The organism is Bradyrhizobium canariense, from assembly GCF_900105125.1.
In the GTDB taxonomy this organism is placed as follows: Bacteria; Pseudomonadota; Alphaproteobacteria; order Rhizobiales; family Xanthobacteraceae; genus Bradyrhizobium; species Bradyrhizobium canariense_A.
The window spans coordinates 2,142,228-2,156,240 of record NZ_LT629750.1; the positions used below are offsets into that span (position 1 = coordinate 2,142,228).

General features: G+C 58.5%; 12 protein-coding genes. 4 read left to right on the plus strand and 8 right to left on the minus strand.

Features of this window, described 5'->3' with window-relative positions:
* Nucleotides 1–252 precede the first annotated feature (252 nt).
* A complete protein-coding gene (locus BLV09_RS10415) occupies nt 253–966 on the plus strand; it encodes a catalase (RefSeq protein ID WP_283806844.1) in 714 nt (237 codons plus the stop codon).
* Nucleotides 967–1,166: 200 nt separating this feature from the next.
* On the opposite strand, the gene fabF is transcribed toward BLV09_RS10415, so the two are convergent.
* Both fabF and BLV09_RS10425 read right to left on the minus strand, forming a co-directional pair.
* Complete coding sequence (fabF, locus tag BLV09_RS10420; protein ID WP_146687223.1) at nt 1,167–2,447, minus strand: beta-ketoacyl-ACP synthase II; 1,281 nt, start codon at nt 2,445–2,447, stop codon at nt 1,167–1,169.
* Nucleotides 2,448–2,702: 255 nt separating this feature from the next.
* On the minus strand, nt 2,703–2,921 hold the full coding sequence (locus tag BLV09_RS10425) for a phasin family protein (protein WP_146687224.1): 219 nt from the start codon (nt 2,919–2,921) through the stop codon (nt 2,703–2,705).
* Nucleotides 2,922–3,095: 174 nt separating this feature from the next.
* Here BLV09_RS10425 and BLV09_RS37180 point away from each other — a divergent pair, with 174 nt between their 5' ends.
* Together BLV09_RS37180 and BLV09_RS37185 are read left to right on the plus strand one after the other, a co-directional pair.
* On the plus strand, nt 3,096–3,422 hold the full coding sequence (locus tag BLV09_RS37180; protein WP_167558556.1) for a hypothetical protein: 327 nt from the start codon (nt 3,096–3,098) through the stop codon (nt 3,420–3,422).
* 48 nt (nt 3,423–3,470) lie between these two features.
* Nucleotides 3,471–3,644, plus strand: a complete 174-nt coding sequence (locus BLV09_RS37185; protein ID WP_167558683.1) for a hypothetical protein — start codon at nt 3,471–3,473, stop codon at nt 3,642–3,644.
* Nucleotides 3,645–5,151: 1,507 nt separating this feature from the next.
* Here the strand turns inward: BLV09_RS37185 and BLV09_RS10430 are convergent.
* The 5 genes from BLV09_RS10430 to BLV09_RS10450 all read right to left on the minus strand — a co-directional run bounded on the left by BLV09_RS10430 (nt 5,152) and on the right by BLV09_RS10450 (nt 10,994).
* Entirely contained in the window at nt 5,152–6,729 is a 1,578-nt protein-coding gene (locus tag BLV09_RS10430; RefSeq protein WP_100381089.1) for a PLP-dependent aminotransferase family protein, read from the minus strand.
* Nucleotides 6,730–6,928: 199 nt separating this feature from the next.
* The gene (locus tag BLV09_RS10435; RefSeq protein ID WP_146687225.1) at nt 6,929–7,912 is read right to left on the minus strand and encodes a PDR/VanB family oxidoreductase; all 984 of its coding nucleotides are present in this window, start codon (nt 7,910–7,912) and stop codon (nt 6,929–6,931) included.
* A gap of 36 nt (nt 7,913–7,948) precedes the next feature.
* Nucleotides 7,949–8,548 (minus strand): VOC family protein, encoded by a 600-nt coding sequence (locus BLV09_RS10440; protein ID WP_146687226.1) that lies wholly within the window; start codon nt 8,546–8,548, stop codon nt 7,949–7,951.
* Nucleotides 8,549–8,817: 269 nt separating this feature from the next.
* Nucleotides 8,818–9,597 (minus strand): 3-ketoacyl-ACP reductase, encoded by a 780-nt coding sequence (locus BLV09_RS10445; protein WP_146687227.1) that lies wholly within the window; start codon nt 9,595–9,597, stop codon nt 8,818–8,820.
* A gap of 26 nt (nt 9,598–9,623) precedes the next feature.
* Entirely contained in the window at nt 9,624–10,994 is a 1,371-nt protein-coding gene (locus BLV09_RS10450) for a Rieske 2Fe-2S domain-containing protein (RefSeq protein WP_146687228.1), read from the minus strand.
* A 268-nt stretch (nt 10,995–11,262) separates the two neighbouring features.
* Between BLV09_RS10450 and BLV09_RS10455 the strand changes: the two genes are divergently transcribed.
* The gene (locus BLV09_RS10455) at nt 11,263–13,056 is read left to right on the plus strand and encodes a gamma-glutamyltransferase family protein (protein WP_146687229.1); all 1,794 of its coding nucleotides are present in this window, start codon (nt 11,263–11,265) and stop codon (nt 13,054–13,056) included.
* A 230-nt stretch (nt 13,057–13,286) separates the two neighbouring features.
* Here the strand turns inward: BLV09_RS10455 and BLV09_RS10460 are convergent, their stop codons facing one another.
* Nucleotides 13,287–14,012 carry a pyridoxamine 5'-phosphate oxidase family protein gene (locus BLV09_RS10460; protein WP_100381083.1) on the minus strand — a complete coding sequence of 242 codons (726 nt, stop codon included), beginning with the start codon at nt 14,010–14,012 and terminating at the stop codon, nt 13,287–13,289.
* Nucleotide 14,013: the final 1 nt, after the last annotated feature.

Here is a 14,013-nt window from a genome sequence, read left to right on the forward strand (position 1 = left end):
AGCAATATCTGATTTGCTCTCAGCAGCGGACATCGGCTGAACGCTACATGAGTCTGCCGGGGTGCGTGGGGACACGCAACCACCGATACCGACACTCGCTGATGGTGGCTATTTGACGGGTCACCCCTGCTATTTTGTTGTTATTCGATTCCTCAAGAAGGAACGTCGCTACGAAGATGGTGCGCTCGGAGCGCCTACAACCACCCTCCAGGAAATTGAAATTACTCATCTTTTCAGGCAACTCTGGGGGCAATGTATCACAGTTTGTGCGGCGATTTTCCGCGCTGGACGCTGTTCGTTCAAGTCATGACCGATGCCCAGGCGAAGGCGTTTCCTTTCAATCCGTTCGATTTGACCAAGATCTGGCCGAAGGCGGATTTTCCGCTGATCGAGGTCGGCTTCTTCGAGTTGAACCGCAATCCCGAGAATGTTTTCGCCGAGGTCGAGCAGGCCGCATTCTCACCGGCAAACGTCGTGCCCGGCATCAGCTTCTCACCGGACAAGATGTTGCAGGCGCGGCTTTTTTCCTATGGAGACGCCCAGCGTTACCGTCTCGGCGTCAATTTCAACCACATCCCTGGCAACGCGCCGAAGTGCCCGGTCCACAGTTATCATCGTGACGGCGCGATGCGCACAGACGGCAACCTGGGCGGCATGCCGACTTATTTTCCGAACAGCCGGGGCGAGTGGACGGATCAGCCCGGCCTGAACGAACCGCCGCTCGAAATTGACGGTGCCGCGGCTCATTGGGATCATCGGGTTGACGATGATCACTATCAGCAGCCCGGCGATCTGTTTCGGAAAATGGACGCCGGTCGGCGGCGGACGCTGTTCGACAACACCGCGCGGGCTATCGGTCCTGCCGCGGCGCATATTCGGGAACGCCATATTGCCAACTGCACGAAAGCCGATCCCGAATATGGGGCCGGCGTGGCGGGAGCACTGCGTCGATTCGCTTCTGCTTGATTGTTTAGTTAGCTACGGAACTGCAAGCGCGGCGTCGCGGTCCGTATGACCGCCGGGACGGAGCCATGATGGGCGTCCGCCGCTCGCCGGAGCGGTCAGCGATGCGGATGCATCGTACAGCCTCGCGCCCGGTCGCGGTGAATGTCACCGACGTGGAAGCAGACGGACGTGAATCAAGCGTGACCGGCTGCGTTCATGCTTCAGTTGGCGGTATCATTGGTCCAGCGGCGGAACAGAATGCTGGCGTTGACGCCGCCGAAGCCAAATCCATTGGAGAGTGCATAGTCCATCGCCAACCGCCTTGCCCGCCCGGTCACGAAGTCTATTCCTTCGGCGGCCGGATCAGGCGTTTCGAGGTTCAACGTCGGCGGGGCGATCTGATCGCGCAGAGCCAGCAAGGCGAAGATTGCTTCCAAGCCACCGGCAGCGCCAAGCAGGTGCCCGGTCGCCGATTTGGTCGCGCTGACTGCAACGCCGCCCTCGCGGCCGAACACAGCCTTGATAGCCTCTATCTCGCTTTTGTCTCCCACCGGGGTGGAGGTAGCGTGAGCATTGACATGCTTGATGTCCGAGGGTCGAATTCCAGCTTGGTCGATGGCAATTTCGATTGCCCGGCGGGCGCCATCACCATCCTCCGGACCGGAGGTGATATGATATGCATCGGCCGTGGTGCCGTAACCGACCAATTCGACCAGCGGCGTAGCTCCTCGGGCGAGAGCGTGATCAAGGGCCTCGACCACGACAATGCCGGCGCCTTCTCCCATGACAAAGCCGTCGCGCGCGATGTCGAAGGGTCGGGACGCGCTCGCAGGCGTATCATTAAAGCCGGTGGATAAGGACCGTGCTGCTGCAAAGCCTCCCAGGCTTATCGAGTTGATGCAGGCCTCCGCACCGCCGCAGACGGCGACATCGGCCTCGCCGGCCCGGATCAATCGAGTGCCATCTCCAATTGCCTGAACGCCAGCGGCGCAAGCCGTGACAGGCGCTCCGATCGGTCCCTTGAAACCGTAACGGATCGAAATTTGTCCTGCAGCAAGATTCACCAGGAAGGACGGAACGGTGAAGGGCGACAGACGCCGTACGCCACGCCGGTCCACCGTCCGCACGGCCTCACTGATGGCCAGAAAACCACCGATGCCTGAAGCGATCACTGTCGCCGTGCGCTGCTGGTCCCGAGGAGTCGCAGGTTTCCAACCCGACTGGGAAATCGCCTCTTCGGCGGCGGCGAGCCCCAGCAGAATAAAGCGATCCATCTTGCGCTGATCCTTCGGCGAACAGACCCTGTCGGGATCGAATCCGCCGGTGGTATCGTCTTTCCAATCAGGCACGATCCCGCCGATTTTGGAACCGAGGTCGGAGACGATATCTTCGGACGGCCGCCGAATACCCGAATGTCCCGAAAGCAGACGCGACCAGGTTGCCTCGACGCCAGCAGCGAGAGGACTGACCGCTCCCATTCCTGTAACTACGATCCGGCGCATTCGCTCTCCTGACACCAATCCAAGGCGGTTTCCAAGTGCAGAGGCGCCGGACATACCTATTTCCTCTACGGGATCGCCGCCAGATCCGGTCCCGACGCTGATTTTGGGCGCGGGCGCTCGACGGCACTCGCTGTTGCCTCAGCTCCGCCGATAGAGAGAGTGGTAACGCCTGCCCCAACGTCAATTCGATCGCAGCGACCGTGGTTTCAGCTGGCAGAACTAATATTTGAGCGGAGGGCGATGATCGAAACGAAGCTACAAGATCGCTTTAGACGAGTCTGGAACCACAAACGTGCCGCCGTGACTTAGCTTCAACACTTGCTCCTCCAATCGCTTTAAGCGGTGATCGAGAGCCTCGACCTCGTTCACGCTCGCAACGCCACTGGAGCTCATGGCTTCATCGATCGCAGAGAGATGGCGCCAGGTACGCCGCCAAAATCCTTCCGCGCGCACAGACAAAGAAATCTGATTCATTTTCCACTCCTTCTCCGTCCAATTGTCGGGCAGCTTTATATATGATTAGCATAATCTCATACAGTCGCGATACAAGGGGAAGCCGAATTGGGCCGAGGGTACGCGCAGTCCGCGCTGTTCAGTACATGCGGGCCGGTCCTGACCCTGAGTGCCCGGGAGTCATTCGAACAGGCAATGGTGCTGCTGACCTCGGTGGTCACCGGCGAAGTCGCGCCGCCGGATGCCGCCGCCTTCGGCATCAGCAACATGCTGCGCAATTTCCAGAAATACGCTCTTGTGATGGGAGAATATCTTGCAGCGCAAAAGCCCCAATCACACTTAGCTGATACTGGCGGTCGTTGGCGTAATATTTCTTCCGAATTTTCCCAGCATTGGAGAGCAACAAATGAGCGAAGTAGTGCAGTTCATCCCGAAGCGGGACCTCGACCGAGTTCGCCTTATTCAGGAGGCCCGCGCGATATACGAGCGCATATTCCCGACGGAGGTACTCGCCTCAGATGAGCCCCGAAAATAGCGGGCACGGTCTGTCCCAAAGGACTGAATGCCCGCGTGACCGCTTTGCAGCGCGAGGTCGCCGACGACAGGCTCAAGCGACTCTATCTGCTGGTCAAGGAGGGCATGACCAAAATGGACGACGTCTTGAAGGATCGTCTTAACAATCTGCAGTCCCTCATTGACGTGATCGAGGTCGAGTGGCGCGCCCAAAGAGCTTCGAACTCCTGACCCAGATTTGTCGCAAAGATACTAAGCGGCGATTTTTTCGTCGATATCGATCCGCTTCCACGCTCTTTCGCCGAATGAGCGCACGCGATTAGCGTCTCTGGATGCTCTATCGAGAGAAAATGTCCACGCTGTCATTCTCGATGAGACATGGTCACACTTTTCAGCAGTAGGATCGGCTCCGTCGCCCGCCCTGCATTCCTTCGCCCATCAGGCACAGCTTGCGTGCGACGCGTGCATCGTAGCACCGACAGCTTATATTCCATGTGATCCGAGCTTTCCGAACGCTGATCGACTGCGCCAAGAACGGCACAGCAAGCCAGGTCACGGGCTACGATGTCGAACCCAGGACAGCGACCCTAGGCAGTTGAGTGGTACTGAAGTTGCGACGTCAGATCATTGATAACCGAGTCAACAAATCTATTCTGGTGGGCTGAGATCACCGTAATCGTTGGCGACGCCCCTCGATCGAAATGCGCCATGTATCCCTGAATTCATTTTTTCAAGTTGTCGCGAAAGCTATAGCAAAGGAATGCGCGGATTCAAATTTGCATAGCTCTAAATTCGGTACCGCACTCGGCCTTGGATTGGTGACGCCATCATCGCGCTTATCAGTCTGCCGCGGGAAGCGTTCTCTCAAACCCTCCTGCTGCCCGCTGACACCCCTTGCAACTCGGCTGACCTGGCGGAGATTTCCGCCAGCCGCAAGGGGCAAGCCCTCGCGGACGCGCGCCCTTCGAGTGCAGTTCACGTCTTACTCCGTCCTTTCGGTCGTCGGCGGAGTGCGAGAATGCGGCGCCGCATTGGCCGGCCGGTCAGATTGTTGGGAACCGCGGCGCCCCGTGCAACTGAGTACCTCACTTGTCCCAATGCTTCGCGGATAGCGAAATCGACTCCGTCGCTCACAAATTAGACCGGACAGTCGTGCTCACCTGCATGGATGTCGACGACGGTTCATCCACTAAAAGGCCAAAGGCACATCGAATTGGACGGCGAACCTGACAGCATCATCTAACGGAACTGCTGCCGGCAAAGGCAGCGAGCCAAGCGACTGATCCAGGCGAAAAAGGCCGAGCGTTAATTTTCTTAGCGACACTAGACCTAAAGCCGCACTTTTGATCGGCGACACCCCTGTGGCGTCGATCCCTCTACGTCCCATAAACGCCCTCAGATCACTAGATCATTATTCTATACAGAAGCGGGGCGCAGGGATTTGCCTGAAGGAAGAAAAACATGATTGTACAACACACCAATACCCCTCCCCAGAAGAGCAGATCTTCCTGCCAACTCATATTCACCTCCATCTCCGCAGGAACTGCATTAGTCGGGACACTTGGGCTTTCGCTCGCTGAGTTCAGCCGGAGCGACGCCATTCGATGAAACCCCGTAATTTACGATCGGCGGCTTCATGAAATCCACGTGAGGCTGATCGGATAGCTCGACCCACGGGACATAAACTATAACTCCAGCCGAGGTTACGCAGGTTTCGGCTCGCTGGTTCATGTCGTTGTCAGATAGCCGCATGTTTCCTCCCCGATGTCTGGCCCGGTCGCGGGCTTAGACGCTCCAGAACAAGGCTCAGTCGCGTGGCAGCGGAACGTAATCGATGCTCGTCGAACCCAGCGAAACCCAGCATCAAACCCGACCTGGGAGGATTGGCCCGATAGAGACGGCTTATTGGACGAACCATGATGCCCTCGCGTCGCGCTTCTGCGCCCACCTGCTCGTCCGACAGTCCATCGCGAAGATACACCGTGAGGTGCATGCCTTGACCTGGCGTTACGACATCAACCAAATGTCCAATGTCGCGTTTGAGCTGACCGGCAAGAATGTCGCGCGCACGCCGGTACTCGTTGCGCATACGGCGGATGTGACTGACGAAGAATCCCCGCTCCATGAATTCGGCAAGCAGACTACCGAAAAAGACGGGTGGATGCCGGTCGGAGAGCGCGCGCGCACCGGTGAATGCCCCGACAAGGGCCGGCGGCACAACCAAATAGCCGTACCTCAATCCTGGAAAAACAACCTTGCTGAAGCTTCCCGCATAGATCACGCGACCGGCCCTATCCAGAGCCTGGAGCGCAGGAAGAGAGGGACCGTCATAGCGGAATTCGGAGTCGTAATCATCCTCGACGATCCATGCATTGTTCCTCGCTGCCCAGTCGAGAAGCTGCTGGCGTCTCTGCAGGGACAGCGACACGCCCAAAGGATATTGATGTGACGGCGTCACGAACGCCGCACGAGCATTTGGAGCAGCGGCAATCCCATCCGCTATGCTCAGACCGTCGTCGTCGACGCGCACGGGTCGCAACAACATTCCCGCTGCATCGAGAGCCAGAGCGGTGAATGGATAAGCGGGATCCTCGATCCAGACTTCATCTCCTGGGTCGAGCAATACCTTGATGGCAAGATCGACGGCCTGCTGCGTACCCGCAACCAGTATGATTTGATCCGCCGAGCACCGTACGCCACGCGCGACACCAAGATATTTCGCGATTTCGTCACGCAGGGAAATATCGCCCATCGGGTCGATATAACCGAGTTGGCTAGGATCGACCGCAAGCTTGCGGGCGGCCAGTTGGCGCAACTGCGCCGATGTGCGACCATCAACTCGGACCATGCCCACGTTGAAGGGGACATTGTCCATAACAAGGCGAGTCAGATCGACGTCGCGGTAGCGACCTCCTCTTTTCGAAAGACCGCGCGCTTCGGCTGGCAGGCGAACAGGGAGGGTTTTGGGATCAATTCGATTGATGACATCGTGGGCTACATAGGTACCCGAGCCGATGTGGCCGACGATGTATCCGTCGGCAAGGAGCTGCGAATACGCAGTGATTATCGTGGTTCTAGACACACCGAGTTCGGTGAGAAGCTGCCGCGAAGATGGAAGTCTGCTGCTGGGCGGCAAAACGCCAGATAAGATCTTATTGCGCAGAAAATCAGCAACCTGCTGATAGATTGGACGATCAGATTCCTGATCCAGCTTCCAGTCGAGCAACTCCGCCCAATTCGCGCGTGTCACGCCGCGATCTGAGCTTCGCGCTGCGTCAGCAAACCGGCTGCTCAGAGCCCGATTTGACACCTTCATACTCCCCCTCCGAGTGGAACGATTGGTTCGGGGAATTGCAGTTACCCTTGACTATAACTAAGCAAGCGCTGTGCCACAGCGAAGAATTCGAAATCGTTTGTGTCCACTTCAAAGGGAATGGATACAGTGATGCAGGCATCAATCCTTGGGAATAAACTCAATTTTACGTTGAACTATGCCCCGCGCGCTCGATCGACTACTAGAGATCGAGCATCAAGATGTCGCTTTTACTTCCGGAACAGCAAACGATTACGCTCTCATTCGTGGCGTGCTCAGCTTCGGTCAGAATGGTGTCGCGATGGTCGGGAATGCCGCTCACGACGCCAACCTGGCACGCGCCGCAGATCCCCTCCGTGCAGGAATATGGCACCACCACGCCGGCATCCAACAATACATCCAGCATGGAACTGCCTGGAGGGACGGTCAGCACCGCACCCGTACTTTTAAGCTTAATGCTGAATCCTCCCGACGCCGCCTCCTGGCGTGGCGCGAAGAATTCGACGTGGATTTGCTCGGCCGGCCTGCCAACGGTCGCGCGCTCGAACGCCTCGAGCATGGGGAGAGGACCGCAGCAATAGATATCTGTCTCCATAGGCAGGCCAGTGATGATCGCTTCAAGGTCGAGGGGCTGTCCTTGGCTCACGCTATCGAAATGGAGCCGGACACCATCGAGCTCGCGCAAGTCACTTAGGAACGCGGCATCAGCCGGCGATCTTGACGCAAAGTGCAATTCCCAGGATCTGCCGATGGCCTTGAGCCTGTGAATCATGCTCCAAATCGGCGTGATACCGATTCCTCCTGCGATGAATACACTGTGCGCCGCATCTTCACGCAGGGGGAAATTGTTGCGCGGCGCACTGATTTCGAGTTCGGTTCCAACCCGCAATTTGTCGTGGAGATAGAGCGAGCCGCCGCGTCCTTGCGCGTCGCGCTTCACTGCCACGACGTAGGCATCGTCAGTGTCGCTGACTACCAGCGAGTACTGCCTCACCTTCCCATCGGGAAGATGAATATCTATGTGAGCACCGGCAGTTGCTGGCGGCAGTTCATTTCCGGGCGAAACCAGCTCGAAAAGGTGGATATCGCGCGCGACGTACCGAATGGCATTCAGTCGGACACGAATTCTATCCGAAATTGGACTCAACGACGAGTTCAGAGACGAACAGCTGGCTATTGTGTCCATTTGTCATTTCCGTCGTTGCACCTCCGCGTCATTGGCTCAGAAGTCTCGCAGACGATACGCGTTGTTGGATCCGCGCTGTCCCTCGAGCCAGCGCGCAAGTTCCTTGTGCGCATCCGCTCGGCGAATCTTGCCGATTTCCTCGATGTCCGGCGGATCGTCCGCGAATTCGAGATAGAGCCCGTCAGGAAGTGTGACATAGATCGACTTGCAGTACCCGTGATTGGTCTCGCGGTACGGGACACTTGCAGCCTTCAATCTTTCGACGAGTTCATTTTGTGTGGCTCGCGTCGCCTTGATTGCAATGTGATCAAAGCGTGGTATCTCGGGAAAGTTCTTTCGGTAACACTTTTCCTGAATCTCCTGGTCGGCAAACTGGAAGAAAGCGATGCAGCTCTCATCCTCGAGCGCAAAGAAGGTGTGGCAGAAGGAAACATCCCGACCGACTTCCGGCATAAAGATCGACTCGCACCAGGTAGCAACCAGGGGCATGCCGATGATGTCTTCCATGAAATGGCGCGTCGCCTCCTGGTCACGGACCACGATGGCTCGGTGGTGCAATCGCAATGGGAGACGCGACAACAATTTGGGGCTCCCCGACGCTGTCGTGTCGGTCGATATTTTATCGATCTGATTCATTTTACCTCTCCTGAATACTGGCTATGTTATTCAACGCGCCTTCTTTAGGGCGAACCTTCCCATCATGCCGGGTTGAGTGCACACAACGCAGCCGGCCAAGCTCGCCAACGGACACAGAGACTTGTGCACCGGCCGGCCCGTGACGTCCCATTCGCGGTCTCGCAACGGCTTGGCCATATCCTCGGCCACCCCCCACTCTTTGGAACGAGCGCGCTGCGTCTTCCGCTCCAGAGATTTGATCCGAACCGACATGCGCTGACGTCCTGCGCTCAAAGCCGGTGTACATGCAGGCCGCCTCCGACCGGCACCATCGTGCCGGTGCAAAATGGCAACAGCCCAGTTGCGAGCGCCGAGACGACTTGGCCGACTTCTTCCGGCTCACCCCACCGCCGTATCAGCGACGCACCCGCTTTGATCACATGGCCATAACTCTCGCGGACGGCCTCGTTCATCTTGGTGCGGATCAATCCCGGCTGCACCTCGAACACATCGATTCCGCTGTCGGCGAGACGCGCCGCATAAAGCTTTGCCATCATCGCCAGCCCTGTCTTGGAGATGCAGTAAACGGCCTTCTCTGGAGAGGCCATCGTCGCGTTCGCGGAACTGATAATGACGATGGAACGCTTCAATTCCCCGGCTGGATTGGCCAGCATATGCTGGGCCACGGCCTGGGTGAGAAAGAAGGTCCCGCGAAGATTGACGCCAATCAGCAGGTCGAACACCTCTGGCGTTGTCTCCAGCATGTCGCCCCGCACCGGCACGTTGATACCCGCGTTGTTGACAAGACATGCAATCGGCCCAAGCGCCGCGGCACGATCGATCAACGCCGCATGGCGGCCGAGATCGGCAATATCGCCGCGGATAAAATCCGCACGACTTCCCGTTTCTCTGATAGCCGCAATCGTGCGTTCACCCGTATCATTCACCGCGGTGTCGACGACCGCGATATCGAACCCTGATTTCGCAAGAGCAACCGCGGTGGCTTCGCCGATGCCACGAGCGCCACCCGTTACAATAGCGGTGCCCCGCTTGCTGCTAACGCCTGCCATATCGGCCCGCTTTCAGCTCGCACGGCTCAGGCAAGACGCTTCTCGATGTCCTGCATGCCTGCAATGATCTCGTCACGGCGATCTTGCGGCGAGAACGAGTCGGCCCGCTCCACAAGACCATAGATTTCGCGGCCGACCGCGAGGAGATGAGCCCGCTCTGCATCGGGATCGGAGCGTCGGCGAATCCGTAGCACGGTATTGCTCGAATAAATGTTCTTGAGCGGCGCCTCATGCGTGTTCGTTTCCGACACGGGGAAGGCTGCCGGCACCTTTCCCGCAAGGATACTGCGCAATCCACGGCGCAACATCGCAACCCCCGCGTCCGTTGTTCCCAATCGCTCCAACGCGTGGACGGCGATGGTCCGCTGGCCGCCCTGCGCCTCCCAGTCGCCGGGCGCCCTCTGCTTAAGTTCATAATCGGGTTGCTCGACCTGACCGTCGATGTCGATCGAATTCCAGCCATTGCGTTCGGGCTCGCCGCCGGCGAATTCGCCTTCGCCATGCAGCCGCCAGCTGTAGATCGTGGTGCGTTCATCGTCGTTCGGAACGACCGCACGAACATAGAAGCACCGCTGAAAGTAAGGCTCCTGCATATTCAAATCGTAGAGTGATCCCACGAAAGCAAAGTTCGGGAATATACAATGGAACAAACGCACCCACAGCAGGTCGTCGTCGACGCGTCGCAGTGCGCAATAGAAGATGCCGCTTCCATCCGCGGTCAATTTCCATTCAACAACCGGCAGAACGAAATAGTGATCACCGAAATGGGGCGTGAATCGGGTGTGCAAGAACTGGCCATGGAAGGGATCCATGTTGTTCTCGAAAGTCTGAAGCCAGTTGTTCTCGTGGGTAACCGCGGACGGATACAAACTCAGTCCGGGAATCTTGAAGAGGTCGTATTCAGGGAAAGGCGGCTTGAGCTCAGGCGGTCCCATATAGGCGAGCACGAGGCCATGATATTCGACCGCCGGATAGGCACCCTGGAAGACGGTTTGCTTCAGCCGGCTCTGCGGGGGCTCTCCTGGCGTCTCAAGGACAGTGCCATCCACATCGAACAGCCAGCCATGATAGCAGCAGCGAATCCCGTTTTCCTCGATACGGCCGTATTCCAGCGTTGTGCCGCGATGGCAGCAATGCCGGTGAACGACGCCGACCCTTCCGCTGCGATCGCGGAAGGCCACGAGATCTTCCCCAAGAACGCGAATGAGGTGAGGCAGATCGGCAAGTTGAGATGAGAGACAGACCGGCTGCCAGAACCGGCGCATGTACTCACCCATCTTCGTATTGGGCCCGGTTCGAGCCAGATCCCAATCCGGCTCCGGCGCCTCTCGCTGATCGTAGCCGCGATACGGACCCGCGATAGCTTTCATCTTCTCGAGTTTTGGTGCCAGTGACATGCCAATGTTCCTCAAGCCGTGCGGGGTTGAATCCAGATTCGGACCGCACGTGTGCCGCGCCAAGTCGGACGGCTGCAAGCCGGCCACAAACCCGTGTTCGTGAGGGCAAATTTGTCGACGCAAGCCCTGAAAACAAAGGACCGGTTTTTGGTCACGACCGAGACCACTTCACCTTCACCCGCGACTTACGCCGGCAAGGTACGTAAACTTGCAAAATACAGACCTGCACGCGTGACCCTTTCGATCAAGTTTGGCCTATGAGGTGCCGATGTTCACTACCCGTCCGGAAATTGCCGGGAGTTTCGGCGTGGCCGCAAGCACCCATTGGATCGCCACTCAAGTGGCGATGGCAGTGCTCGAGCGCGGCGGAAACGCGTTCGACGCAGCCACCGCCGCCGGCTTCACGCTCCAGGTTGTCGAACCTCACCTGAACGGCCCGGGCGGCGATCTTCCCGCGATCATCCATTGCGCGCGAACGAAGACGCAACACGTGATCTGCGGACACGCAGGAGCGCCCCGCGCCGCGACCATCGACGTATTCCGCAAGCTCGGTATCGATCAGGTTCCCGGCACCGGCCTGCTCCCCGCGGTGGTGCCGGGTTCATTCGACGGCTGGTGCCTTATGCTGCGGGATTGGGGGACTTGGGAGTTCGCCGATGTGATCGCTTTTGCCATCGGCTATGCCAGACGCGGCGCCTACGTTCTGCCGAACATCAACGCGGCCATCGAAAGCGTTCGGGCGATGTTCGAAAGCGCCTGGCCGACTTCAGCCGCGGTGTTTCTTCTAAACGGTAATGTCCCACCGACGGGCGGGCTGCTCACGCGCCCAGCGCTGGCGGAGACATGGGAACGGCTCATCCGCGAAGCCGTCGGCTCTAATCGCGAAGCGCGCATCGACGCCGTGCGTAAAGCCTGGTATCGCGGCTTTGTGGCGGAGGCGATCGACCGGTTTTTCCGCGACACCGACGTTCTTGACGTCACAGGCCGCCGCCATCGGGGCCTTCTAACCGGCGATGATCTTGCCGGGTGGACGGCGCATGTAGAGCCGCCGGTGAGCCTCAACTATCGTGACCATACCGTCCTGAAGTGCGGCGTATGGAGTCAGGGGCCTGCGTTCTTGCAGCAACTCGCGTTGCTAAAGGGACTGGGAGTGGCAGCGTTGAACCCCCTCGGCGCCGAATTTATCCATATCGTTACTGAGAGCGCGAAACTCGCTTTCGCCGATCGTGAAGCCTATTATGGCGACCCAAACTATGCCGATGTTCCGCTAACGCAGCTATTATCTGAGGAATACAACAACGACCGGCGTCGCCTGATTGGACCACTGGCATCGAATGAATTGCGACCCGGCTCGCTTCCGGGCTACCAGGCGTTGATCGATCACTTGCCGAGCCCGGACGTTGCCGTGACGGCCGGTATTGGCGAGCCTACTGTCGCCGGCGCTGGAGAGCCCACGGTTGCACGGCTCGGCGCGGTCCGCGGCGATACCTGCCATCTCGATGTCATTGACCGCTTCGGCAATATGGTCAGTGCAACGCCGTCCGGCGGCTGGCTACAATCCTCGCCCGTCATTCCTGAGCTTGGCTTCTGTCTTGGCACGCGCGGTCAAATGTTTTCGCTGACGCCCGATCATCCGAATAGTCTCGCTCCAGGCAAGCGGCCGCGGACAACGCTGTCGCCCAGCTTCGCTCTTCGCGACGGCAACGCATGGATGGCATTCGGAACGCCAGGAGGCGACCAGCAAGACCAGTGGTCGCTCATTTTCTTTCTGCGCATGGTCGATCACAGGATGACGATCCAGCAGGCGATCGACGCGCCGAGCTTCCACAGCGAGCATTGGCCGAGCAGCTTCTGGCCCCGCACGGCTTCCCCGGGGAAACTGGTGATTGAAGGTCGCTATGGCGCAGACGTGCGCAACGAGTTGAAGCGCAAGGGCCACACAGTGGAACAGGGTGGAGATTGGTCGGAAGGCCGCCTCTCCGCCGCGCGGATCGAACCTGATGGGCAGATGTATGCCGGCGCGAATCCACGAGGGATGCAGGGATACGCAGCCGGCCGCTGACGCAGAACGAAACGCTGACCGGCCACGGTTCGATATTCTATTACGTCAAAATGAAGGGATGCCGCCCCTCGGGGATAAGGGTGACGGCACCAAATTGCGGCCATCGATAACGCGCAAGCGTCCGGAGAAACGCCTGACGCGCCTCCCCTGCAACGACCGCGCTGAACCTCCGTCATTATCCGGCCAGTTGGAATCCGGCCGCAAGCCGGCTTCCACTTTCGCCAATCGCGTCAGCCGTGGCTGGACGTCGTGTCGCCGTCGTAAATCGCGCTCAGCGTCTCGTCCACCATCCGCCCCTCGGCATAGACCGCAATACCGGGCGGTACCGAGACATCCGGCAGATTCTTCGGATCCGGCGATATTCCGGCGACGAGAGTCTTGAAATTGACGACACCGGCCCAGACTGGGAGCGCGTAATCCTCGTCGTCATCAACCGGCATGCCAACGCGAACCTTGGCCGACGCCTCTTCGATATCCATGCTGAGCAACTTGGTGGCCTGCAGCTCTTTGTCTGTCGCGGCCCGATTGGCGGAAGTGCGACCTGGAACGAAGCGATCGACATAGACGTCCATCGCCCGCCGCTTGTGATCTTCATCCTCGACCAGCGAAGCTTGGCCAAACGCCATCACGGAGCGATAGTTGACCGAGCTATGAAATCCGGAACGGGCGATCACAAGACCATCAACATGCGACACCGTCAAACAGACGGGAATGCCCTTGCTTTGCGCTATCAGCGCGCGGCTTGCCGAGGAGCCGTGCCAATAGAGATGGTTCTGTTCGCGCCAGAATGCGGTGGGCGTTACATAGGGCTGGCCATCGATGACGTAACCAACGTTGCACAAGAGCGCGGAGTCAAGAATGCTGTAAACGAGTTTCTTGTCATAGGATCCGCGTTGCCGCATGAGCCTGACCTTGTTTCGCGCGCTGACTGGAAAGGTATCGAGCTTCTTGTCCATG